Below are 23,523 nucleotides of genomic sequence, written 5' to 3' on the forward strand. Positions count from 1 at the left end.
ACAACAAGAAGCAGGCCTACGACGCCGTCCTCAACGTCCTGAACAGCGCGGGCCCCGGCCCAGGCCCGTCTCCGTCGCCGAGCCCGCCCACATCCCCGTCGCCTTCTCCCTCGCCGTCCCCGTCGCCGGGGCCCGGTGGCGGGTGCACCGCGACGATCACGACGACGAACAGCTGGGGCGGCGGCTTCCAGTCCGACGTCACCGTCCGGGCCGGTAGCGCGGCGGTCAACGGTTGGACGGTGAAGTGGACCTGGCCGGGCGGCCAGTCGATCAGCAGCCTGTGGAACGGCACCCAGACCGTCTCCGGGTCCAGTGTCACCGTCAAGAACGCCGCCTACAACGGCTCCATCCCGGCCGGCGGCTCCACCACCTTCGGCTTCACCGCCAACGGTACCGCGGCCACCCCCACCGCCACCTGCACCAGCCCTTGAACCGGCGGTGAGGGCGGATCCGGCCCGGCTCCGGCCGGCCGGATTCCGTCCCGGCCGGGACGCTCGGGCTAGACCGGCCGCGCGGTGACCGCACTTCCCGGCGAGGGGACCGCTCCGGCGCGGGGGGGCCTTTCGGCCCCCCCGCGCCGGAGGCGTTCACCTCACGCCTTCGGCGGCGCGGTGCTGCCCCGGATGACCAGGCTGGTGGCGAACTCGACCCGGTGCTGGGTGAGCGGCTCGCCGCGGGAGAGCGTCACCAGCATTCGCGACGCGGCGGCCGCCATCTCGGTGAGCGGCTGGCGGATCGTGGTCAGCGGTGGGATGGCCCATCTCAGCGGCGGCATGTCGTCGAAGCCGATGACGCTGAGGTCCTCCGGGATGCGCAGGCCCGCCTCGTGGGCGGCGTGGTAGACGCCGACGGCCTGGCCGTCGTTGCCCGCGAAGATCGCGGTCGGCGGGTCGGGCAGGCGCAGCAGCCTGCGGGCCTGCTCCAGGCCGTCCTGGATCCGGAAGGTGCCGGTGCTGATCAGCTCCGGGTCGACGCGCACCCCGCCGGTGTCCAGTGCCGCGCGGTAGCCGTCCAGCCGGGCCCGGCTGGACAGCGAGTTCGCCGGGCCGGTGATGATCGCGATCCGGCGATGTCCCAGCTCCAGCAGGTGGTTGGTGGCCGACAGCCCGCCGTTCCAGTTGCCCGCGCCCACCGAGGGGAACCGAGGGCCGGGGTCGCCGAGCGGGTCCAGCAGCACGAGCGGGATCTTCCGTTCGACGATCCGGTCCCGCTGGTCCTCGGTCAGGCTGGAGAACACGGCGATCACCCCGGTCGGCCGGCGGTTGAGCACATCGTCCAGCCGATCACGTTCGGTGGCCCGGCCGGCCAGGTCGGAGATCGTCACGGCCAGATGGTGCTCGCGCGCGACCTCGGCGACGCCTTTGATGATCTCGGTCGGGTAGTCGCCCGCGAGCTCGTGGAAGAGCACTTCCAGGCCGACGGCCGGGTTGACGCGCCGCCGCTGCCGGCGGTAGCCGTGCTCCCGGATCAAGCCCTGGACCAGCGCGCGGGTCTGCGGTGCGACTGCGGATCGGCCGTTCACCACCTTCGAGACCGTCGCCGTGGACACTCCCGCGAGTTCGGCCAGCTGCGCCAGGGTGAGCGGCTCGGAGCCGGACGCCGGCGGCTCCTCGATGGCGGTCATGACCGCAGTCTAATGGCGCGCAAACGAAGCGCACCCCAGAAATTTCAGCAGAATACCCGAAAACTTTCAGAATTCGATTTTCGGGACCCTGATGGCCGGGCTAATCGCCCGATGGCTTGATGGAAAGTTTCAATCCCGACGCTCCGCCGCCGGGGCGTCGGCCCCGGTGATCTGCGGTGGACGGCGTCACGGCCGGTCAGCGATGTGCGGTTCTGGCGCGGTTGTCTCCGCGACGTTCACCGTGACCGGACGGGCCGGCGGGCCTGGGAAGCTTTCCAGCCGGCGACCTAGCTGGTGTTAGCGTTAACACAAGCGGACATGAGATTCCCTTCGTCGGCGGCTGTTCGGCGGTGGTGGTGCGCTGGAGCAAATACGACAATGGCCGGTCCCGTCAAGACCGGCCCCGCCGTCCGGCGGCCCGGATCGGGCCGCGATGGCCGCTGGCTGCGCCGGGAGGTATTCCTGCCGTGCAGCCGGCTGAAAGTTTCATCCCTATCGGGGGTGATTCTCCGAAAATCGAGCAACTGGAAAGTTACATCGCCGGCCCCCATATCTCCGCAGGTCGTGGCATTTCCCGAGGTCAGCTCGACGGTAACTTTCCAAATAGACCCTTGACACATTTGACAGCAGTTTTCACACTGAGTCCTCGAGCGGCCTCCTCCTGCCGGAGTCGGTGGTGAACGGCGGGAGCCGCGTTTTCATGCCACGGTCCGGCGTGCGACCGCGCCGTCGATCTCCCAAGCGTCTCCGCATCCTGCTCGTCATCCATGATCCCGCGAACCGCGGTGGATCCTCGGCCCCTTCTGCCGGCACCCAGAAAGGTCAGCCCACGTGAGCCTGTCCCGGAGAGACTTCACCAAGTCGGCCCTCGCCGCCGCCGCGCTCGCCGCCACCGGTGCGGTGACCCTGCCGCGCGCGGCGTCGGCGGCGACCTACACGGCCTATGTCATGGCCTACTTCACCGAGTCGCCGTCGATGCAGGCCGCCGACTACGGCCTGCACCTGGCGGTGAGCCGGGACGGGCTGAACTGGACGCCGTTGAACCAGAACAACCCGGTGGTCACCCCCACCGCCGGACAGCAGGGTCTGCGCGACCCGCAGGTGTTCCGGAAGAACGACGGCACCTTCGTGGTGATCGCCACCGACCTCAAGGGCACCAACTTCGGGTCGAACAGTCCCTACCTTCATGTCTGGGACTCCGTCGATCTGACCAACCTCACCGGCTACCGGCTGGTCCGGTTCCAGACCACCAACGACCACACCTGGGCGCCCACCGTCTTCTGGGACGCCACGCGCGGCCAGTACGCCGTCGTCTACTCGGCGGCCGACATCTTCCGGGTCAACTACACCTCCGACTTCCGGAGCGTCAGCGCGGCGCAGACCTTCTTCAGCCCGGGCTTCGGCGTGCTGGACGCCGACATCGTGGTGGACGGCGGCACCACCTACATGTACTACAAGAACCTCTCCGACGGCCGGCTGTACGGCGCGCGCTCGTCGACCGGCGCGCCCAGCAGCTTCACCACCTACACCGGCGGGCTGCGCCAGGGCGGCGGGATCGAGGCGCCCCTGCTGCTGCGGACCAACGATGGCGGCTGGCGGCTGTGGGGCGACTCCTACAGCCCGGTGAACAACGACTACTACGCCTGGTCGTCGGGCGACATCGGCGGCGGATCCTGGGCCGTGCTGAACCAGCGCGACTACACCCCGCCGCTGAACGCCAAGCACGGTTCCATGACGGGGATCACCGAAGCCGAGTACAACGCCCTGCTCAACCGGTGGGGCGCGCCGAGCTGGGTCCGGCTGAAGTGCTCCAGCCACCCCGACCACTTCGTCCGGCACCTCAACGGCGTCGGCCGCATCGACCCGTACCCGTTCGACCCCTTCCGCGACCAGCTCTGGCGGCTGGTGCCCGGGCTGGCCGATTCCGCCGGGGTGTCGTTCGAGTCGGTCAACGTCCCCGGCAGCTATCTGCGGCACTACAACTACGCGATCCGGCTCGCCGCCAACGACAACAGCTCGACGTTCCGGGCGGACGCCACCTTCTACCGCACCGCCGGCCTGGCCGACCCGGCGTGGTCGTCGTTCCGGTCGTACAACTATCCGACCTACCACCTCCGGCACCGCGACTACCTGCTGCGCATCGATCCGCTCAGCTCGTCCTCCAGCCAGGCGGACCGTAACGACGCCACCTTCCGGGTGACCTCGTGACCTGCCCGAGCCCGCGGCCGAACATCGCCCAAGGCTCCTCGACCCCCCAGGAGTACGCATGATCCCTCGACTGCGAGTCTGGCTCGCCGCCGCCGCCACCGTCGTGGCCGGCACCGCGGGCGCGCTGACCGCGCCCGCCGCCCAAGCCGCCGCCGGATGCCGGGTGGACTACACGGTGTCCAGCCAGTGGGGCGGCGGCTTCGGCGCCAGCGTCAAGATCACAAATCTGGGTGACGCGATCAACGGCTGGCGGCTCACCTGGTCCTTCGGCGCCGGACAGCAGATCAGCCAGATCTGGAACGCCACCCACACCCAGTCCGGCGCCGCGGTGACCGCCACCAACGTCTCCTACAACGGCAGCCTGGGCACCGGCGCCAGCACCGAGTTCGGCTTCAACGCCTCCTGGAACGGCAGCAACCCCGTCCCCACCTCCTTCGCGCTGAACGGCACCACCTGCACCGGCGACACCGGCCCCGGCCCCTCACCCAGCCCGTCGCCGAGCGCGACACCGACGCCGGGCACCACGCCGACGCCGGGCACCGGCAGCCTGCCCTGCGACATCTACGCCGCCGGCGGGACCCCCTGCATCGCCGCGCACAGCACCACCCGCGCGCTGCTGCGCTCCTACAACGGGAACCTGTACCAGGTGCGGCGTTCCTCCGACAACACGACCCGGAACATCGGCGTGCTGGCGGCGGGCGGCACCGCGAACGCGGCGGCCCAGGACTCGTTCTGCGCCGGAACCTCGTGCGTGATCACCATCATCTACGACCAGTCTGGCCGGGGGAACAACCTCGGCTACCAGGGGCCCGGCGGCGTCGGCGGCGCGGTCAACCCGGCCAGCGCGACCAGCGAATCCCTGACGGTCGGCGGCAGCAAGGCGTACTCGCTGTTCATCCCCGGGCGCAGCAGCTACTGGCGGGACGGTCACCTGACCGGGGTGCCGACCGGCAGCCAGCCCGAAGGCATGTACATGGTGACCAGCGGCACGCACGTCAACAGCGGCTGCTGCTTCGACTACGGCAACAGCGAGACGACCCGGCGGGCCGACGGCGCCGGCGCGATGGACGCCATCTACTTCGGCACCAGCTGCTGGTTCGGCGGCTGCCAGGGCTCCGGCCCGTGGGTGCAGGCCGACCTGGAGTACGGGCTCTACCCCGGCGGCAGCTCATCGTGGAACACCAACCAGCGGGCGTTCACCAGCAAGTTCGTCACCGCGACGCTGAAGAACAACGGGACCAGCCGCTTCGCGATCAAGGGCAGCAACGCCCAGTCCGGCGCGCTGTACACGCTGTACGACGGCGCGCTGCCGCGGGGTTACAGCCCGATGAAGAAGCAGGGGGCGATCATCCTGGGCAGCGGCGGCGACTGCTGCATCGACAACACCAACCAGAGCATCGGCACCTTCTACGAAGGCGCCATGGTCAGCGGCTACCCGTCCGACGCCACCGAGAACGCCGTCCAGGCGAACATCGTGGCCGCGGGTTACCGCTAGGCCGGACGCGGCGTGCCGCCGGCCTGGGCCGGCGGCACGCCGCGCGGCATCGAGCATGTCCCTGACCCGCGAGGCCCGGTTTCAGCCCTAGCACCGTACGGCGCCGGGCACCGCCGTTCCACCGCCACCGCCCGACCATCGACGCCCGGCCGGCCCCGGCCCGTCGGATCGGCATGGTCGGAGATCACGAAAGGGTCTTGATGTCTTCGTCGTCATTCCGGTTCAGCCGCCGCACGCTGCTCGTCTCCGCCGGCGCCGCCACCGCCGCAGGCCTGCTGAAGGCGGGCCCGGCGTGGGCGACCGAGGGTCCGCAGAGCTACACGGCGAGCTGGTCGTCGGTCGACCAGCACCCGCCGGCCGCCGAGTGGTTCCAGGACGCCAAGTTCGGCATCTACTACCACTGGGGCGTGTTCAGCGTCCCGGCGTTCGCCAACGAGTGGTACCCGCGCAACATGTACAACAACGGGTCGAACGAGAACAACCACCACAAGAGCGTCTACGGTGACCCGTCGGCCTGGCCGTACCACAACTTCATCAACGGCGCCCGCGACAAGGCGGGCAACTTCGTGCAGTTCGCGCCGAAGCTGAAGTCGGCCGGCGGCAACTTCGACCCCAATGAGTGGGCGCAGCTGTTCGCCGACGCCGGGGCGAAGTTCGCCGGGCCGGTGGCCGAGCACCACGACGGCTACTCGATGTGGAACAGCCAGGTCAATGAGTGGAACTCGATGCTCACCGGTCCGAAGCTCGACCTGCTGCGGCTGCACGCCGACGCCATCCGGGCCAAGGGGATGAAGCTGCTGACGGCGCTGCACCACGCCTACAACTTCACCGGCTTCTACCAGTGGGTGCCCTCGCAGCCCACGAACTCGCTGAAGAAGCTGTACGGCCAGCTCGGCGCGGCCGCCGAGCAGCAGCTGTGGTACGACAAGCTCCGCGAGGTGATCGACGGCTACCAGCCCGACGTCATCTGGCAGGACTTCAACCTGAGCCAGATCCCCGAGGCGCAGCGGCTGAACTTCCTCGCGTACTACTACAACAAGGCCGTCGCGCTGAACCGGGACTTCGTGGCCACCTACAAGGACGGCTTCAACACCCGCGGCGAGGTGGTCGACTACGAGCGCGGCGGCCCGGCCGGCATCCAGACCCCCTACTGGCTGACCGACGACAGCATCTCCAGCTCCAGCTGGTGCTACACCAACGGCATCGGCTACTACTCGCTGAACGCCATGCTGCACTCGCTGATCGACCGGGTCAGCAAGAACGGCAACATGCTGCTGAACATCGCCCCGATGGCCGACGGCACCATCCCGTCCGGGCAGCGCACGATCCTGCTCGGCATCGGCGACTACCTCAAGCGGTTCGGCGAGTCCATCTACGCCACCCGGGCCTGGTCGATCTACGGCGAAGGCCCGACGCAGATGGGCGGCGGCTCGTTCGTCACGCCGCGGCCGGGCACCAACACCGACATCCGGTTCACCCGCAGCAAGGACAACACCACCCTGTACGCCACCGTGCTGGGCTGGCCGGGCGGCACGATGCACATCACCACGCTGAACTCCAACCGGATCAACCTTGGCACGCTGGCCTCGGTCCAGTTGCTCGGCTCCACCGCCGGGCAGTACATCGACATGCCCACCCGCACCCAGGACGGCGGCGGGCTGCACATCACCATGCCGTCGTCGAACGCCCCGTTCAGCGCCCCGGCGTACGTGGTCAAGCTGCGCTTCAACGGTCCCATCCCCGCGCCGGGGTCCGGCCCGACGCCGACCGGCTACGTGCGGATCGCCAACGCGGCCACGGGGCTGGTGCTGGACAGCGGCGGCAACGTGGCATCGGGGTCGAACCTGAAGCAGTGGAACTGGGACGGCAGCACCAACCTGCAGTGGCAGCTGGTGGACCTCGGTGGTGGCTGGTACCGGATCGTCAATCGGACCAACGGCATGGTGCTCGACAGCTGGGGCAACACCGCCAACGGCGCGGTGTGCCGGCAGTCGGCGTGGAACGGCGGCAACAACCAGCAGTGGCGGCTGAACGACACGGGCAACGGCCGCAACCAGATCATCAACCGCGGGACCAACACCGCGCTGGACGGCATGGGCAACAGCACCGCCGGCTCCACCGTCGGCATGTGGACGCCGAATACCAGCGCCAACAACCTCTGGACGATCACCACCGCCTGAGTCAGGCGGCGTTCGGCGGCCGCCGGGAGCGAGGCCCGCCCTCGCTCCCGGCCGGTCCTCCGGCGTGGCCGGCCGCCCGAGCGCGGCACGTCCGTGCGGCGGCGCGGCGCTCCCCGCCGGCCGGCCTTCCGCCGTCGGCGGACAGCCGGAGAGCCGTACGCCGATCTGCCAGGCTGGCGGGATGGGAACGGACATGGCGGTGCGGCGCTTGGACCTCGGGTACTTCATCCGGCCCGCGGCCGAGACCGGGCACGCCGACCCCCGGGTGGAGCCGGTGCTGGCCTACCTGGTGCGGCACGAACGCGGGCTGATCCTCTTCGACACCGGCATCGGCCAGGCCGACGCCGGGACCGAGGCGCACTACCGCCCCCGGCGCCGGGCGCTGGACGAGGCGCTGGCGGCGGCCGGTGTCGCCCGCGCCGACATCTCGCTGGTGGTCAACTGCCACCTGCACTTCGACCACTGCGGCGGCAATCCGTCGCTGGCCGGCCGGCCCATCCTGGTCCAGCGCACCGAACTGGCCACCGCGCGCCGGGGCGGTCACACCTTCGAGGCGCTGGTCGACTTCCCCGGTGTGAGGTACGAGGAACTGTCCGGTGAGACCGAGGTGTGGCCCGGCGTCTGGATCGTCCCCACGCCCGGCCACACCGAGGGCCACCAGTCCCTGGTGCTCCGGCAGCGCGACGGCAGCGTGATCCTGGCCGGTCAGGCGCACGACTTCGCCGTCCATTTCGGGTCGGACCAGCTGGCGCGCCAGGCCGCCCGCGATGGGGCGGACCGGCCGCTGCCGGGGTACCGGCCCTGGCTGGCCCGGCTCGCCGGCTTCGACCCGCGGCGGGTGCTGTTCGCCCACGACTGCTCGGTCTGGGAGCCCGCCGAGGGCGGCTGGTGAACGCCTGACGGGCCGGCTCAGCGCAGGAACGGGGTCGCCGGCACGGCGGGACGGCGCCAGGATGGCGAGCGGATCTCAGGCCGCCGGCCAGTTCCGCAGGGCCGCGTCGAGGGCGTCGAGGATGCGGGCCCAGGAGGCGTCGGCCTCGCGCGGGTGATGGCGGAACCCGCCGGCGGCCTCCAGGTCCACGAACCCGTGGAACATGCCGCCCAGCATCCTGATGGCATCCGTCTGGTCGGGTTCCGGCAGCCGGTACCCGCGCAGGATCGTCCGCATCATCGCCGAGTGCCGGACCGCCGCCCGGCCGGCCGGGGTGTCCGGCTCCATCGCGACGCGGGTGGCGGCGTACCGGCCGGGATGCGCCTTGGCGTAGTCCCGGTAGGTGTTCGCGCACGCCACCAGCGCCTCCTTGCCCGCCCGGCCGGCCAGCGCGGCGGCGGCCCGGTCGGCGAGCTCGGTCAGCGCCAGCTCCGCCACCCTCAGCCGCAGATCGCGCAGATCCTGGATGTGCGCGTACAGGGCGGCCGGCCGGACACCGAACCGGCGGGCGACCGCCGACACGGTCACGTTCGGCAGGCCGATCTCGTCGGCCAGGTCCGCGGCGGCCCCGGTCAGGCGCTCGGCGGTGACTCCAGAACGTGCCATGCACCTACCTTCCCACTGGTTACACTCATTAATCATTTGCCTAGAGACACTAGGCAAACTAGCCTCGACTGTCATGAGACCGGTCGCCGAGCGGGACATCCGCGCATCATTCATCAACTGCTCCAAAGGGGAGACCAAGCGCCTCAACCCGCCCCGGGAGCTCGCCGACCTGCCGTGGGCGGACCTCGACTTCCTCGGCTGGCGGGATCCGGGCGCACCCGAACGCGCCTACCTGGTCGCCGAGCACGACGGTTCCCTCGCGGGCATCGCGCTGCGGGTGACGTCCGGCGCGGCGCGTGGTTTCACCTCGCGGAGCATGTGCTCGCTGTGCCTGACCACGCACACCAACGGCGGCGTCGCGCTGATGACCGCACGCCGCACCGGCGAGGCCGGCCGCCAGGGGAACACGGTGGGGCACTACCTGTGTGCCGACCTCGCCTGCTCCCTCTACGTCCGGGGCCGGAAGGAGGCGCCCGGCGGCGGGCCCATCGACGAGTCCCTCACCGTCGACGAGAAGGCCGCCCGGGTCCGCGCCAACGTGGCCGCCTTCCTGGCCAAGGTGACCGGCGCGTCGACCTGACCCGCGGAGCCCGTCGCGGCGGCATCGGCGACAGCCCGCCCGGTCCGGCCAGGAGCCGGCGCATGGCAACTCCTGCCTGGCCTTCCGGCGATGATCGCGGTAACGTGAAATTCGCGATAGTACGCGTCTTGTGGAGGTGGCCAATGGGTGGAATGGCACCAGGACGGCTGATGTCCGAGCACGTCGGGCTGGTCGATCTGCCCCCCGGCCAGGTACGCGACGTAGTGCTCCAGGTCGGCACCGGCACGCTGCGGGAGGAGGATGTACCGCTCGTCGTCGGAGCGGTGCCCGGCCGCACGGTCATGGTCACCGGGGGACCGGCCAGATTCACCGCGCGGGTGAGCGGAGTCCCGCTGACCATCGAGGTCGACCGCGCCTCGGGCTGGGTCCAGGCCCGGGGCCAGTGGTGGTGGTGCGGCCGGTTACAGGTCGAAGAGCATCCCGAGGGCGCCCTGATCAGGCGACGCACCTACAATCTCGCCACCGGTCCGATCGCGCGGGCCGTCCCGCTCACCGTCGGACGCGGCCACCGGGAAAGCGGCCGGGAGGCGCTGATCGGCGTACTCGACACCTTCGAGCGGCGATTCGGCGCCCGGACCCGTCTGCTGCCGGCCGGCGAGGGACGATGAGCGGGCGGCACCGGCTCATGACGCCGGCGGTCGCGAGCGCCGAGCCGGCACCGCACCGACGCGGTAGCCCGCCGGGCTGCGTTCGGCGTGCGCTGAGCGCGGGGCATAGTCTTCACGGGTGGGCATACCGCAGGCCTCCTGGTACAACACGACGCACGACTGGGCGCGTGGGGTGGACGCAGACCACCTTTCGCGCATCCGGCAGTATCCGGCACGGTTCGCCCCTGGCGGGGTACGCCACCTGATCCTGGAAGTCGTCGCATATGCCGCCGACGAGGCGGAGAGCCGCGACGGCGGGCATTGCACCGTCACCCTCCACCCCGACGGCTCGGTGTCGGTGATGGACGACGGCCGCGGCACCGACACCCGATTCGACGATCGCGGCCTGGTGGTGAAGAAGCCTGTCATGGCCTCGAAGGACCTGCGATTCTTCGACCATCCTGATCCGCCTTCGTTGCCCGACGGCCACCCGCGCCGTGGCATGTCCGTCGTCGCGGCGCTCAGCGGGTGGTTGCGGCATACCAACCGGCGGACGAACGGCTCCTGGACGCAGGAGTACGCACGCGGGATTCCGCGGACCGGCCTGGTACCGGTCGCGGACGACGGCACGACCGGAACGGTCGTGCACTTCCGCCCGGACGAGCGGCTGGCCGTCCCGGCCCCGGACCCGGTCGCCGACCTGCTCGGCCTCGGTGGCCGGTGGGGCGTCCTGGCGCTCCGGGTGGACGACCGGCGATCCGTTCCGTGACGGCGCCCGCCGGATGCCATCAGGACCGCGGCCCGCTTCTCGGGCGGGGCGATGAGTTCGCGGGCCGGCGCCGGTAGGTACCTGGTGTCGCGGCCGGACGGGCCGCCACCAGAAGGGAGCCCTCGGTGGGCGACGTGATCGTCATCCAGTTCGTCACGCTCGACGGCGTGGTGTCCGACCCCGATGGACGCGGCGGGACCGCCTATGGCGGCTGGGCGTTCCGGTACGGGCCGGGCGCGGTCGGCGGGGACAAGTTCCGGCTCGGCACCCGGTTGGAGAAGGGCGTGCAGCTCTACGGCCGGCGGACCTGGGAGCACTTCGCCCGGCTCTGGCCCGGCCGGGACGACGACTACGCCCCGCTGATGAACGCCGTGCCCAAGCGGGTCGCCACCCGCACCGGGGTCGACACCGGCGCCTGGTCGAACTCGGCGGTGATCGAGGGTGATCCCCTCGACTGGGCCAGGACCGAGCGGGGGCACCGCGACGTCGTGGTGATCGGCAGCCTGAGTCTGGTGCGCGCGCTCGCCGCGGCCGATCTGATCGACGAGTACCGGCTGATCACGTTTCCGGTGGTCGCCGGTGCCGGCGACCGGCTGTTCGCCACCGGCGTTCCGGCCGGTTTCCGGTTCACCGAGGTCGGATCCGCCGGCGCCGCCGCGCTGACCGTGGTGCGCCGCGACCGCGGCGAGGCGGCCGACTGAGGCGGGTTCGCCGGCCGTGGTCGCCGTAGACCGCGCCGACGGCGGGCGATCCGTCGGTTGTAGCCTTTCTCATGCTCGAATTTGATCGTATGCCGATGATCGGGGTGTGTGTCGCTTATCGCCCGCCCGGGCACGCGGCCCATGTTCTGGACGTGGCGGGAGTAACCGCTGATCGGGCCCGGCTCGCCCCGGTGTCCCTCTGGCGCGGGCTCGGCTCGATTCGGGCGGACCGCTTCGCGGGATGGGGACGCGGCGTGGTCGCGCCCGCGGCGGGGACGGTGGTCGCCGTGCACGACGGGGAGCCGGACCGGCCGGCGATGAGCCTCCTCCGGGACGTCCCCCGGGTTCTGCTGATCGGCCCGCTCCGCGCCGGGCGGAACCTCGCCGCCGCAGCGGGCAACCACGTCGTCCTGGAGCTGTCCGGCGGGTTCGTGCTGCTCGCCCACCTGCGCCGCGGGTCGGCAGCCGTGGCCGCCGGTGACCGGGTGGCGCCGGGCGACCCGCTGGGCGAGGTGGGCAACTCGGGGAACTCCCTGGCACCCCACCTCCACGTGCAGGCGATGACGTCGGCGGATCCCTTCACCGCGTCCGTGCTGCCCTGGCGGGTCGACCGGCTCGAACGGCTCGACGACGGCGGATGGCGGCCGGCGGCCGGCCCGGTGCCGCTGCGGGTACCGGTCCGCTCCCCCTGAACCCGGCGCCGGAAGGACCCTCGCGACCGGGCGAAGGCCGGACGGCCCGGATCCGTCCGGCGTGCGAGCGAATGGTATGTCGGCTCGCCGGCTCGGCCCTAGGCCCGTGACCATCCGCACCGGTCACCGAGATCTTGCTGTCCGGTAACGGTATTAAGCGTGGACCAAAAAGGCTGTACGCGGGGGGCGGCCGGCTGCCAGACTCGTGATCAACAGCCGGCGCCCTCACCCCCTGGAGCAATCGTGCGCAGAGCCGCCATGGCCGTTCTCTCCCTCATCACGGCGGCAGGTGCCGTCCTGGCGACCACCCAGCCGGCCAGCGCGCAGGTGTACCACACGTGCCGTCCCGACTACTGGACGAACAAGTGCGCCAGCGGCTACACCCCCGCGAACCACACCCTGGACCGGATCTGGATCGGCATCGACAGCTCCAGCATCGTGGACTGGGAGGTGTGGGACCGGGAGACCGGACGCAAGGTCGGATCGGGCCGGGTGTCTCCCGACAAGCAGTTCCGGCACGGCATCTACGGTCTGTACGGGAACAAGTACCAGCTGGTCATGAAGGGCCTGTGGGGCAACTACGGCTTCATCTGCGACTGCTAGCCGGTCGTCCGGGGTAGCAACGCGTCCGCGAGCATCCGCCAGTACGGCATGGCCGACCGCCCCGGCTCGATGCCGATCACCTGGATGCCGACATGGTCGGCGCCGGCCTCGACGTAGCCGTGAAGTCTGGTCACGATGGTGTCGAGGTCGCCCCAGAACACCAGGTCGTCGACGATGCGGTCGCTGCCGCCGTTCGCGATCTCCTCCTCGGAGTAGCCCAGCCGGCGGAACTTCGCGACGTTGAACTTCTGGTTCAGGTAGGGACGCAGGTGCTCGCGAGCGATCGCGCGGGCCTTGCCGGGGTCGGTCTCGAACAGCACCGGGTGTTCGACGCCCAGGAACGCGTCCGGCCCGAGGATCCGCCGGGCGGGCGCGGTGTAGGACACGTTGACGTGGTAGCAGTGCGCCCCGGCGGAGCGGTCGCGGGCCAGTTCGAGCATCTTGGGCCCGTACGCGGCCAGGATGCGGCGCATCGGCGCCTTCGGTTCCGGGTTGGGCGTGCGGGAGGCGTCCATGGCGTCGAGGTATTCGTTCATCGCGGCCAGCGGGCGGACGCCCGGCCGCGCGTCGCCGAATCCCAGCCCGAGCACGTGCCGGTCCGGGTAGGCGTCGGCCAGCAGGCGGGCGGCGGCGTGCGTCCAGCGGGCCTCGCGTGACCAGATCTTCGCGATGCCGTTGACGACGGGCATCCGCTCGGTGCAGGAGAGCAGGTAGCCGGCGAGCGTCAGTGCCTCGCGCCCGAGCAGCTCCGGGAACCAGAACGCGCCCCAGCCCTGCTCTTCCAGTTCCTGGATCGACTCGCGCATCCGCCCGGCGGACTGGTGCTCGAAGTCGAAGGTGTAGATGCCGAACGTCCCCAGATCCAGGCCGTCGATCTTCCCCACCGATACCTCCCGATGATCGTCAACAGACGCATCGAAGTATCGCAGAATTACGATATGTACGGCAACGCCGGTACCCGTGCTGGATCGCCCGCGCCTAGAGGGTCCGCCCGAGGGTGGCCACCAGCCGGGCGATGCGCTGCTCGTCACGCCGGTAATGCGTCCACTTGCCCACCCGGGTCGCCCGGACCAGACCCGCTCGCTGCAACTCGGCCAGGTACGCTGAGACCGTCGACTGGGCAAGCCCCACCCTGGCCGTGATGTGGCTCACGCACACCCCTACCTCGGCCGGGTCGGCGATCGCCCCGTCCAGCGAGAAGTGCCGTTCGGGATCGCGTAGCCACACCAGCAACTGCAACCGGACCGGATTCGCCAGCGCCCGCAGCGCCTCGACCAGGTCGGGGTCCGGGGAGAACGCGCCCTCTGCCATGCGCAGATCATAGGTCGGGCCCGATGTTTCGGAGTACTTCGATATGAGGACCACCCCCGACGGCCCGGGGCTCGCCAGCCCTGGGCTCGACGGCCCTGGACTCGACGGTGCGGGCGCCGGACAGGTGGGCCAGCAGCAGGTCCAGCGGGCGCGGTACCCGGTCGAGGTCGAGCGCCGCGACCAGCAGGCTGGCGTAGCGGATCTTGCGCCGGCCGCCCGACCCCATGAACCGGCGCAGCTGGTCGTGCGAGTCGCGCCCGCGCCAGGCGGGCTGCTTCTGCAGCGTGCGGAACGAGCCGAGATCGCCCTCGGCATCGGCGACGCGCTCCACCACGGCGGTCCCGACCGCGCGGATCAGCTCGTCCTCCAGGTCGGCGGCGCACACGAAGAACCCGAGTGCCTCAAGATCGCTTCTGGTGGCCACCGGGCCGAGGCCGGCGCGTTCGAGACCTCTGCGGAAGACACCCTCCTCTCCGACGTCGCACAGACCCGCCAGCCGGAGCCCGAGACCGGCCGGACCGAACCGGCCCGCGTAGGCGGCGATGTTCGTGGCGCCGCCCATCGCCACCACGCGGACGCCCTCGGCCGCGAGATCAAGGCCGCGGCGCCCGGCCAGCGCTTCGACGGCCGACCTGTCACTCAGGCCCTCGACCAGTACCACGGTCCGCGTGTCGCTCACCGGCCCAGCCTCGCACCCGCCCCGGCGAGGTTCATCCCCTTTTACGAATGCCCGGGCCGCGACCGCGTGGCGCGCCGGCCGGCCCGATTCGGCGGGCGACCCGTGCGCGGGCGGCCGACGGATGGTTCCCGATCCGCCGGATCCGTTCGCGTGGACGCCGGTGGGCCGGTGCGGCAGACTGCCCTCGCATGAGACTCCCGGGTCCAGTGGACGACCTCGTGGCGGCCTACCTTCGGGCCGTCGATGCCGAAGCCGAGGGCCTGATCGAAGGGCTGTACCTGGAGGGGTCGGTGGCCTTGGGCGATTTCCGCCCGTACACCAGCGACGTCGATTTCGTGGCCGTCACCGCCGCCCCGCCCGAAGGTCCCGCCCTCGCCGCCCTCGAACGCGCGCACGCGCGGCTACGCGCCCGCACGCCCCGCCCGTCACTCGACGGCGTCTACCTGACCTGGAACGACCTGCGGGACGGTCCGGCCGGCACCGGCCCGCGGCCGCACAGCCATGAAGGCCATCTCCAGGGCGCCACCATCCCCGACAATCCGGTCCTCTGGCACACACTCGCGCGCCACGGCATGGCCTGCCGCGGCCCGGAACCCGCCGGCCTGGACGTCTGGCACGACAAGCACGCCCTGGCGGCCTGGGTCGACACCAATCTCGACCGGTACTGGCGCCGGCTCTGCGATCGTGCGGCCCGCCCGTTCAGCCTGTGGAGGACGGCCGTCCTGAGCCCTTACGCCACCGTCTGGATCGTCACCGGTGTCGTCCGCCTGCACTACACCCTGGCGACCGGTGACATCACCTCGAAGGAGGGCGCGGGTCGCCATGCGCTGGAGACCTTCCCGGAGCGCTGGCACCGCGTGGTCGAGGAGGCCCTGCGCATCCGGCGAGCTGACCAGGCCCGGCCCACCGCCGCCGGCCTGGTCACCGGCCTGGCGGAGTTCCTGCCGCTCAGGCCGGGTCGCGAGAGGCGATCGCGGTACCCGACCCCTCAGGCCCGCCGCCGGGATGTACTGGCCTTCGCCGACATGGTCATCGCAGAGGCGCATCGCCTGTACGGCGAGCGGCCATCGTGAGGCGAACGCCGGTCCGGTCCGGGCGGGCGACGTTCAGGACCGGTGGGCGGGGGCCGCGCCGATCCAGCGGTGGTAGGCGTCCAGGTCGACGTTGCCGCCGCACACGATGGTGACCACGTGCCGGCCGGCGAAGCGGTCCCGGTCCTCGAGGATGGCCGCGATGCCCAGCGCGGCGGAGGGCTCGGCCACGAGGCCGGCATGCTCCAGGAGCAGCCGCATGCCGGCGATGATCGACTCCTCCCGGACCAGCACCGCGTCGTCCGCGACCACCAGCAGGTCGTCCAGGACGGCCGGGATCGGCCGGCGGCCGGCCACGCCGTCGGCGATGGTGTCGGTCGAATCGGTGGTGACCACCCGCCGTCGGCGCCACGAGAACGTCATCGCCGGCGCGCCCAGCGGCTGGACGCAGATCACCTCGACCCCGGGCGCCAGCTCCTTCAGCACATGCCCGACCCCGGTGGCCATCGCCCCGCCACCGAGCGCGATCAGGACCGCGTCGAACGTCGGCGCCGCGTCCGCCAGCTCCAGGCCGATGGTCGCCGCGCCCTCGCAGGTCTCGATGTCCAGGCTGTCCTCCACCAGCCGGATGCCCTCCTGCCGGGCGAGGGCCGCCGCCCGCTCGCGGGCCAGGTCGAAGTCGCCGTCCACCAGCTCCAGCCGGGCACCGAACGCGCGGATGCGCTCCAGCTTGGCGGCGGGCGCGGAGCGGGACGCCACGACGGTGACGTCCAGCCCTCGGGCGCGGCCGGACCAGGCGAGGGCCTGGCCGAGATTGCCCGCGCTGGCGCACACCACCGCGTTCCGCCCGTCGCCGGCGAGCAGGCTCGCCACGAGTTCGGTGCCGCGGCCCTTGAAGCTGCGGACCGGGTTCGCCGTTTCGAGCTTGACGCTCACCGCGCACCCGAGGCCGGGCTCCAGGGCCTCGCAACGGTACAGCGGGGTGTCGAGGAACACCGGGTCGATGGCCTGGCGGGCCGCCCGGATCCGGGCGGTGTCAAGGCGCGTCTCCTGCACGCGACGACAGCCTAGCCGGTGGCGGGAGCCGGATTCGGGCACGCTCGGCCCGCCGCGTCTTCGGGGACGTCAGGCCGCCGCGCCCGTCAGGCGTGCTCGGCGGCGAGAACGCGCTCGGCGCCGACCGCCCCGACCTCCGAACACGCCGCGAACCGTACGGACGGATCGGCCATCTATCCAACCGATCGGTCGTTAATATAGATTGTGTCCATGACGCAGGACGGACGGCGGTTGCGCGGGATGCGCAGCCGCGAGGCGATCCTCGAGCAGGCGGTGAGTCTGGCCTCCGTGGAAGGGCTGGACGGGCTCTCCCTGGGGCGGCTGGCGACGGCGACCGGCACCAGCAAGTCCGGCTTCTTCGCCCACTGGCGGGACAAGGAGCAACTACAGCTCGACGCGGTGGACTGGGCCGGTCGCCAGTGGACCGAGCAGGTGATGGCCCCGGCCCTGCGGGCCCCGGCCGGGGTGCGGCGGCTGTTCGCGCTGCACGAGGCGCGGCTGCGGTTCTACGGCGAGGGCGTGCTCCCCGGGGGATGCTTCTTCTTCACCGTCCAGGCCGAGTTCGACGACCGTCCCGGTGCGGTGCGCGACCGCGTCGCCCGCGCCTTGCGCGCATGGCAGGAGTGCATGCGGCGGCTGGTGGCGGAGGCCATCGCGATGGGTGAGCTCGCCGCGAGCGTTGACGTGGCCCAGCTCGCCTACGAGATCGACGCGCTGGGGGAGATGGTGATCATTCATTCCCGCCTGCACGACGGGCCGGCCGCCCTCGGCTACGCCCGCCGTGCGGTACTCGACCGCCTGCGCGCGCTCTGCCCTGACCCGACACTTCTCCCGGAGGATTGATCACGATGGACGATGGCCTGTACGAACCGGTCCAGGTGCATTTCGACGATCTCGACGCCATGGGCCTGCTGCACAACTCCCGGTACGCCTTACTGGTCGAGCGGGGCATCGGGGCGTACTGGCTACGCCTGGGCTGGGCGCCCGATCCGGCCCGGTCGGCGTTCAAGGACGTGGCCCTGGTCGTGCGGGAGACCAAGGTGACCTTTCACCTCCCCATCGTCGGAGCGGGCGAGCCGGTGGTGCACTTCTGGATCGACCGCCTGGGGCGCACCAGCCTCGTCTACGGCTTTCGCGTGCTGTCGGCCGATCGGGCGGTGGTGCACGCCGACGGTTACCGCGCCATGGTCAACCTCGACCCGGCCACCATGCGACCCGCGCCGTTCAGCGACGAACTGCGCGCCGCCGCCGAACCCCTGCTGCACCGCACGGCGGCGGCCCACTGAGACCCGGCCGGCCCGGCGGCCGGCCGGAAGCACCGGTCGCCGCGCCGACGGATTCGACCAGGACGGGGACCCGCCTGCCTGTTCGGGCCTCCGGCCACCGGGAAAGATCTTGACCAGATTCGTCCGGCCGACCACCCTGGATCCGATGCCCGCGGTTGAGGGGAGCCTCCATGTTCGGCTTGGGCTGGTTCGAACTACTGATCATCATTGCCGTCGTGGTGGCGGTGATCGGCGTGGTGCTGGCTCGAGGCCGGCGTCGCTAGCAGGTGGCCGCGATGCTCGGCGGGCGACGGTCCGGAAATGAGGCGAGCCCCGCCACCCCGCCGGTCGATCCGGCGGGAGGTTCAGAAGCGCGACTCGCGCGTCGGCGCCCTATCCGTGGCAGGAACGTCCGACGGTAAGCAAATGTGCGCCGGCGGCCACTTGTGGAATCCACCGGTGAACGGTTTCCTGAGGCCGGACTTTCATCGCGGTCGATGTGAGGTCGGGAGAGACCCGTGGCTGGACAAAGGATGCACGGTCTGGTTCCTCGCATGATCGCGGTGCTGGCGATGCTGGCACTGATGTACGGGGTCGTGGTCGGGGCGGTGCTCCTGGCCGGTGTCGGCTGGCGGTACGTGGTGCCGGTCGTGTTGCTGGTGATCCTGCTGCAATGGTGGGGCGCCGAGTGGTTCGCCCGGGAGATGACCGGCGCCCGGATCGTGGACGCCGACGAGGAGCCGGAACTGCACGGCGTGCTGAATCGGCTGTGCGCGCTGAACGATGTGGCCAAGCCGCGCGTGGCCGTCAGCCCGGATCCGGTGCCCAACGCCTTCACTCTGGGCCGCTCTGAACGGCACACCACCATCGTGGTGACCCGCGGCCTGCTGGACATGCTGGAGCCGGACGAACTCGGCGCCGCCCTGGCCCACGAAGTCGCGCACATCCGGCACCGAGACGTGGCGATCATGACGCTGGCCGGTTCGCTGGCCATCGCCATGGCCTGGGGCGCGAGGGTCGCCCGCGATTTCGTGCGGCGGAACTCCAAGCCGGTGCCGCTCCGCCAGGAGATCCGGGACCTGCCGGTCGCATTGTTGCTGGCGTGGCTCTATCCACTGATCATCATTCTCGGGCTGTGGAGCCTGCTGGCGCAGCTGCCATTGCGGGCCCTGGGCCGCTACCGGGAACTGGCCGCCGACCATGACGCGGCCCTGCAGACCGGGCAGCCCGCGTTGCTGGCCGCGACCCTGCTCAAGATCGGCAACAGTGGTGTGATTCCCCGCGCCGATCTGCGTGCCACCGCACGCGTCCCGGTGACCGGCCTGGTCGCGGCCAAACCCGCCCGCCTGGCCTGGTGGTCCACCCACCCGACGATCGCCCGGCGCGTCGACCGCCTCACCGCGCTCAGTCGCCCGACCGCAACCCCGTGACCCGGCCGGACGGCAGCCGATCTCCACGCTGGGTGTCCCTTCGACAACCGGCCACCGAACGGTGCCGATGAGCGCTGCCGCAGTGACCTCGCGCCATGGGATGGCACGTGGTCGTCGGCGCCTGCCTTTTCCGTCGCCCAGACGTAGTGTCGCCTTGTTTTACGCCTCGCTGGCGCCCACCTGGCCGGTATTGTGCTGTTCTGGCTGGTCCATCAGTCGGCCGGTGAACGCCGGCGGCCCGCCGCAGGGCGGGCCGCCTTTATGCGGTTGATGCAGCGTTCGGCCATTTCGCGCTGCCTGAACAGCGGATGAATGACCGGACGGCGAATACGGGAACCGTAGTTCTTACGGCTTGCCGCTCGGTCGCTCTCTTCCGGGGATGACAACCCTCCATGGTGCGGCTACGCAGATAGTCTTTTACCGGATATTGCGGCCTTTCGGTTGTTAGTAGCCGCGCTTCCAGGGCGAACAATGTGCGGTGCCTGAGCCGGCACACACCCGGAGCTTGTCGATGCTGGCACCGTCGGCCGGTCGCTCCGATCCACAGCCGTCAGCGGACCCATTGGCATCACCGACGGAGTCCTCTAATCCCAGGGCGGTGACGTACTCCGTACGCACGCCGAGATTGTCGGCCCTGACGTCGCAGGCCTGAACCATGGTGCTGTAGTTGTACGACTTACCGGAGCCGGCGACGAGTCCGTTGATGTAGGTGACCACCGTTACGTCCGCCGCGCTCGCCGGAGCCGCGGAGAAGAGCATTCCCAGTGCCGCCGCTGCGGTGATCCACATCATGCGCGCTGACCTGCCCATAGCTTTCTCCCTTCATCGAGCAGCGAACACCTTTTCGAGATCGCTTTGACGGATCCGCTGCTTTCCCGTCGATTACGAAGATCGCAACCATCGCCGGAATTTTCATTGATCATGCGCGCCAAGTCCTTGACGTCCCGCGTCCCGTCGCCGCCGGGGCACCAAAACGGTCGTGTCCCGTGCGTCGTTTGCGGAAACTCGTGGCATACGCGCCGAGCATGCGCATGATGCGCTTCGTCACCCGCCGCCGACCGTCTTGATCGACCCTGGTGGCCGATCAAGCGGCACGTGGAGGATGGCCTGGTGGGCGCACGAGCGGGTCTTGAGAGTCGCGCACGCCGTCCTCGGTGTCGTCGTTTCGACGGGGCGGGCGTGTCAGTGCTCAGCGTGCGCGGCCCTGGTGTGTCCGCTCGTGACGGCTTCGGCGGCCATGCGGAGCGTGTCGGTCTCGAACCGGAGTCGGCCGGCGTCGGCGGGGAGCGCGCGCTCGGTGAGCAGGCCGTTGAGGACGGTCGCCAGGAAGCGTGCGCGTCGCTCGACGTCGTCCGCCGGTACGGCGCCTTCGCCGGCGAGGACGGCCAGCCATCGCTCGATGCGGTGCAGACCCAGCCGCTCTAGCGACCGGAACGTGGTGACCTGGTCATCGCTCGGATCGGACGCGATGTAGGTCTCGTGGATCGCGCGCCAGTACTCGCGCGCCCGGCTTCCGGTACCGACCGTCGAGAGCGATAGCCGCAGGCAGTCGACGAGGCGATCCACCGCCGGGCGTTCGGTGTCGAGGATGGGGTCGTCAGGGATGTCGACGTCGTAGAGGCCGGCGACGACGGTGTCGATGAGCTCCCGTTGCGTCGGGAAGAAATGCCGGAGCGAACCCATGCTGACGCCTGCTCGCGCGGCGACCCCTCGGACGCTCAGCCGAGCGGTCGGGTCCTCGCCGAGCATGGTCGCGGCGGCGATCAGGATCCGGTCGCGGGTGTCTTTTCTCGTCGGACGGTCGTTCATCGGGGCCTCCTCACGCACCAGTTCTAGCACAGTGTGCTAGCTTTGCCGGAGTAGCACAGTGTGCTAGTGAGTGCGGTGATCGAAGATAGGAGGTTCTTGAAGTGGTGTTCGGAGGATGGCGCGACCGTCGCGCGGCACGGCGCGTACGCCCGGGCAACGGCGAGCCGCTGCCACGGTTCCGCTGGTGGCAGCTGCTGAGCAGGTCGGTGCGCACGCTGACGCTTCGCGCGCCGGACGGCACCGCGTCCACCTACGCGGTCGACGTCCGGCAGCTGGGCGATCGCGACGACGGCGCGATACGCGCGCGGCTCTACCGTGACGGTGCCCTCGTCTCGCTCTCGACGATGCCCGCCCGCTTCCCGGTGCCGGGCGGTCACATCGAGGTCGCCGTCGGCACCTACGGCCTGCGGCGCTGCCACCACGTACGCGCCGACGGCACCGCGAAGCCGTTGACGCCGCATCCCGCTTCCGCCGAGGGGCGGCGCGCCCACCTGCATCGGACCCGCCCGGGGCTGAGCCGCCTCGTCGGCGCCGTCTCGGCACTGCTCGTGCTCGTCGGGATCTGCGTGGCCGTGCCGCAGCTCGCCGCGACGATCTCGCACATCCCGCCGGTGGCGGACGCGCTCGGGGCCTTCGATCTCCCGGTGCACGTCCCGGTCGCGGCCAACATCGCCGCCGGCGTCGCAGCGGTCGTGGGCAGCACCGAGCGTGCGCTGCGACTGCGTTCGAACTGGCTCGACACTCTCGCGAGCTGACCATGAGGAAGGACACCATGACGAGCACCGCCCAGGACCGGATCCGCCGGCCCGACGAGCACGCGCACCCGCCCCGCGGGGCGGCCGGCGAGGGCTGGCTCCTCCGGCCCGACGTACCCGTGCGCCCGCCGCGCGTGCCGGCCGGCGTCGAATACCACCGCGTCTACGCGGGCGACAAGCGCCGGATCCTGCGCGGCCTCCTGGTGATCGTGCTGCTGTTCGCCGGGCTCATCGGCTTCGCGCAGCTGTTCCTGCTCGGCGCCGCCACCATCGACGCGCGGATTCTCGGCCGTACGGGCTTCACCCCGCTCCAGCAGGCCGCCGGCGCGCTCTCGCTCGCCGTGCTCATCCCCTACAGCATGCTGCTGCAGCGCCTGTTCTACGGCGTGCCCGCGGGTTCGCTGCACTCCGTCACCGGACGCTTCCGCCATGGCGTCCTCGGCCGCACGCTGCTCGTCTTCGGGCCGCTGCTCCTCATCCTCGTTTCCATCGCGTCCCTCATGCCCGGCGAGGCGGTCCCCTGGACGACCGCCGACCTTGTCGCATTCATCGTCATCAGCACGCTGCTCAGCCCGCTGGCGGCGGCCGGCGAGGAGTACGGACTGCGCGGCCTGATGTTCCGCGTCGTCGGCGGCTGGACCCGCGGCGCCCGTTCCGGGGCGATCCTCGGCATCATCGTCACGACCGTGCTGTTCTCGCTCTTCCACGGCACGCTCGATCCCTACCTGCTCACGTCGTATCTCGTGCTGTTCTCGGCGATGGCGATCGTCACCTGGCGCACCGGCGGGCTCGAGGTCGCCGTCGTGCTGCACGCCGTGTACAACGCCACCGCGTTCGTCCTTGCCACGACGCTGCATCTCGACCTCGGCGGAGCCCTCGGCAGCCGCGGCGAGGCGGTCGGTTCGGTCACGAACCTGGTGCCCGGCGCCGGGCTGGCCGTCATCACCGCGATCATCTGGTGGACGACCCGGAAATCGGGCCCCGCACGCACTCCGTCAGCGTGACGTGCGGCGCTACGAGCCGGCCTGCCGGCGGTAGCCTCGGGCCTCCTGAGTTGGCTGCCTAAGGACTTCGTCCACCCCGTGCCCGTACCCGGCACCGCGCTCCACCTGCGGCCGATCGCACTGGTGCCGCGATGGATCGCCGCCGACCGGCCCCTCCGGCAGCCCCGTCACCTGGCAGGACTGGCC

At 70.8% G+C, this 23,523-nt stretch carries 25 protein-coding genes; 17 read left to right on the forward strand and 8 right to left on the reverse strand.

The window, feature by feature from the left end; genetic code table 11:
* On the forward strand, positions 1-431 hold a 431-nt coding region (locus Sru01_RS33875; RefSeq protein WP_203994593.1), incomplete at its 5' end, for a cellulose binding domain-containing protein.
* 161 nt (positions 432-592) lie between these two features.
* Here the strand turns inward: Sru01_RS33875 and Sru01_RS33880 are convergent.
* Entirely contained in the window at positions 593-1,624 is a 1,032-nt protein-coding gene (locus Sru01_RS33880) for a LacI family DNA-binding transcriptional regulator (protein ID WP_203994595.1), read from the reverse strand.
* Between the two features lie 831 nt (positions 1,625-2,455).
* On the opposite strand from Sru01_RS33880, the gene Sru01_RS33885 reads away from it, so the two are divergent.
* The 4 genes from Sru01_RS33885 to Sru01_RS33900 all read left to right on the forward strand — a co-directional run bounded on the left by Sru01_RS33885 (position 2,456) and on the right by Sru01_RS33900 (position 8,399).
* Entirely contained in the window at positions 2,456-3,832 is a 1,377-nt protein-coding gene (locus Sru01_RS33885; protein WP_239138048.1) for a glycoside hydrolase family 43 protein, read from the forward strand.
* 58 nt (positions 3,833-3,890) lie between these two features.
* Positions 3,891-5,327 (forward strand): arabinofuranosidase catalytic domain-containing protein, encoded by a 1,437-nt coding sequence (locus Sru01_RS33890; RefSeq protein WP_203994597.1) that lies wholly within the window; start codon positions 3,891-3,893, stop codon positions 5,325-5,327.
* Between the two features lie 200 nt (positions 5,328-5,527).
* Positions 5,528-7,507, forward strand: coding sequence for an alpha-L-fucosidase (locus tag Sru01_RS33895; RefSeq protein ID WP_203994599.1), 1,980 nt, complete (start codon positions 5,528-5,530; stop codon positions 7,505-7,507).
* Between the two features lie 181 nt (positions 7,508-7,688).
* On the forward strand, positions 7,689-8,399 hold the full coding sequence (locus Sru01_RS33900) for an N-acyl homoserine lactonase family protein (protein WP_203994603.1): 711 nt from the start codon (positions 7,689-7,691) through the stop codon (positions 8,397-8,399).
* A gap of 75 nt (positions 8,400-8,474) precedes the next feature.
* On the opposite strand, the gene Sru01_RS33905 is transcribed toward Sru01_RS33900, so the two are convergent.
* The gene (locus Sru01_RS33905) at positions 8,475-9,044 is read right to left on the reverse strand and encodes a TetR/AcrR family transcriptional regulator (RefSeq protein WP_203994604.1); all 570 of its coding nucleotides are present in this window, start codon (positions 9,042-9,044) and stop codon (positions 8,475-8,477) included.
* A 73-nt stretch (positions 9,045-9,117) separates the two neighbouring features.
* Between Sru01_RS33905 and Sru01_RS33910 the strand changes: the two genes are divergently transcribed.
* The 6 genes from Sru01_RS33910 to Sru01_RS33935 all read left to right on the forward strand — a co-directional run bounded on the left by Sru01_RS33910 (position 9,118) and on the right by Sru01_RS33935 (position 12,997).
* Positions 9,118-9,624 (forward strand): FBP domain-containing protein, encoded by a 507-nt coding sequence (locus Sru01_RS33910; RefSeq protein WP_203994605.1) that lies wholly within the window; start codon positions 9,118-9,120, stop codon positions 9,622-9,624.
* A gap of 170 nt (positions 9,625-9,794) precedes the next feature.
* Positions 9,795-10,253, forward strand: coding sequence for a hypothetical protein (locus Sru01_RS33915; protein ID WP_203994606.1), 459 nt, complete (start codon positions 9,795-9,797; stop codon positions 10,251-10,253).
* 118 nt (positions 10,254-10,371) lie between these two features.
* Positions 10,372-11,001, forward strand: a complete 630-nt coding sequence (locus Sru01_RS33920) for a hypothetical protein (protein WP_203994607.1) — start codon at positions 10,372-10,374, stop codon at positions 10,999-11,001.
* Positions 11,002-11,126: 125 nt separating this feature from the next.
* Complete coding sequence (locus Sru01_RS33925) at positions 11,127-11,702, forward strand: dihydrofolate reductase family protein (RefSeq protein WP_203994608.1); 576 nt, start codon at positions 11,127-11,129, stop codon at positions 11,700-11,702.
* A 152-nt stretch (positions 11,703-11,854) separates the two neighbouring features.
* Entirely contained in the window at positions 11,855-12,394 is a 540-nt protein-coding gene (locus Sru01_RS33930; protein WP_203994609.1) for a M23 family metallopeptidase, read from the forward strand.
* Positions 12,395-12,652: 258 nt separating this feature from the next.
* On the forward strand, positions 12,653-12,997 hold the full coding sequence (locus Sru01_RS33935) for a hypothetical protein (protein WP_203994611.1): 345 nt from the start codon (positions 12,653-12,655) through the stop codon (positions 12,995-12,997).
* Here the strand turns inward: Sru01_RS33935 and Sru01_RS33940 are convergent.
* From Sru01_RS33940 to Sru01_RS33950, 3 genes are all read right to left on the reverse strand, one after another.
* Complete coding sequence (locus Sru01_RS33940; protein ID WP_203994614.1) at positions 12,994-13,881, reverse strand: TIGR03620 family F420-dependent LLM class oxidoreductase; 888 nt, start codon at positions 13,879-13,881, stop codon at positions 12,994-12,996. The genes Sru01_RS33935 and Sru01_RS33940 overlap by 4 nt on opposite strands.
* A gap of 94 nt (positions 13,882-13,975) precedes the next feature.
* On the reverse strand, positions 13,976-14,308 hold the full coding sequence (locus tag Sru01_RS33945) for an ArsR/SmtB family transcription factor (protein ID WP_203994615.1): 333 nt from the start codon (positions 14,306-14,308) through the stop codon (positions 13,976-13,978).
* A gap of 7 nt (positions 14,309-14,315) precedes the next feature.
* Positions 14,316-14,987 (reverse strand): TOPRIM nucleotidyl transferase/hydrolase domain-containing protein, encoded by a 672-nt coding sequence (locus Sru01_RS33950; protein ID WP_203994616.1) that lies wholly within the window; start codon positions 14,985-14,987, stop codon positions 14,316-14,318.
* 188 nt (positions 14,988-15,175) lie between these two features.
* Between Sru01_RS33950 and Sru01_RS33955 the strand changes: the two genes are divergently transcribed.
* The gene (locus Sru01_RS33955; RefSeq protein WP_203994617.1) at positions 15,176-16,060 is read left to right on the forward strand and encodes a nucleotidyltransferase domain-containing protein; all 885 of its coding nucleotides are present in this window, start codon (positions 15,176-15,178) and stop codon (positions 16,058-16,060) included.
* Positions 16,061-16,093: 33 nt separating this feature from the next.
* Here Sru01_RS33955 and Sru01_RS33960 read toward each other — a convergent pair whose 3' ends face one another.
* Positions 16,094-17,074 carry a threonine ammonia-lyase gene (locus tag Sru01_RS33960; RefSeq protein WP_203994618.1) on the reverse strand — a complete coding sequence of 327 codons (981 nt, stop codon included), beginning with the start codon at positions 17,072-17,074 and terminating at the stop codon, positions 16,094-16,096.
* A gap of 210 nt (positions 17,075-17,284) precedes the next feature.
* Between Sru01_RS33960 and Sru01_RS33965 the strand changes: the two genes are divergently transcribed.
* The 3 genes from Sru01_RS33965 (at position 17,285) to Sru01_RS33975 (ending at position 19,769) form a co-directional block, all read left to right on the forward strand.
* Entirely contained in the window at positions 17,285-17,917 is a 633-nt protein-coding gene (locus Sru01_RS33965; protein WP_203994624.1) for a TetR/AcrR family transcriptional regulator, read from the forward strand.
* A gap of 5 nt (positions 17,918-17,922) precedes the next feature.
* Positions 17,923-18,360 carry an acyl-CoA thioesterase gene (locus tag Sru01_RS33970; RefSeq protein ID WP_203994626.1) on the forward strand — a complete coding sequence of 146 codons (438 nt, stop codon included), beginning with the start codon at positions 17,923-17,925 and terminating at the stop codon, positions 18,358-18,360.
* Between the two features lie 533 nt (positions 18,361-18,893).
* Positions 18,894-19,769 (forward strand): M48 family metalloprotease, encoded by an 876-nt coding sequence (locus Sru01_RS33975; RefSeq protein WP_203994631.1) that lies wholly within the window; start codon positions 18,894-18,896, stop codon positions 19,767-19,769.
* Positions 19,770-20,213: 444 nt separating this feature from the next.
* Here Sru01_RS33975 and Sru01_RS33980 read toward each other — a convergent pair whose 3' ends face one another.
* A complete protein-coding gene (locus Sru01_RS33980; protein ID WP_203994633.1) occupies positions 20,214-20,561 on the reverse strand; it encodes a hypothetical protein in 348 nt (115 codons plus the stop codon).
* Positions 20,562-20,951: 390 nt separating this feature from the next.
* Positions 20,952-21,578 (reverse strand): TetR/AcrR family transcriptional regulator, encoded by a 627-nt coding sequence (locus Sru01_RS33985; protein ID WP_203994635.1) that lies wholly within the window; start codon positions 21,576-21,578, stop codon positions 20,952-20,954.
* 101 nt (positions 21,579-21,679) lie between these two features.
* On the opposite strand from Sru01_RS33985, the gene Sru01_RS33990 reads away from it, so the two are divergent.
* Positions 21,680-22,333: a hypothetical protein gene (locus Sru01_RS33990; protein WP_307812133.1), complete on the forward strand. Its 654-nt coding sequence runs from the start codon at positions 21,680-21,682 to the stop codon at positions 22,331-22,333.
* Positions 22,334-22,350: 17 nt separating this feature from the next.
* Positions 22,351-23,337: a CPBP family intramembrane glutamic endopeptidase gene (locus Sru01_RS33995; protein WP_203994637.1), complete on the forward strand. Its 987-nt coding sequence runs from the start codon at positions 22,351-22,353 to the stop codon at positions 23,335-23,337.
* Positions 23,338-23,523: the final 186 nt, after the last annotated feature.

Source organism: Sphaerisporangium rufum (assembly GCF_016863395.1).
GTDB lineage: Bacteria > Actinomycetota > Actinomycetes > Streptosporangiales > Streptosporangiaceae > Sphaerisporangium > Sphaerisporangium rufum.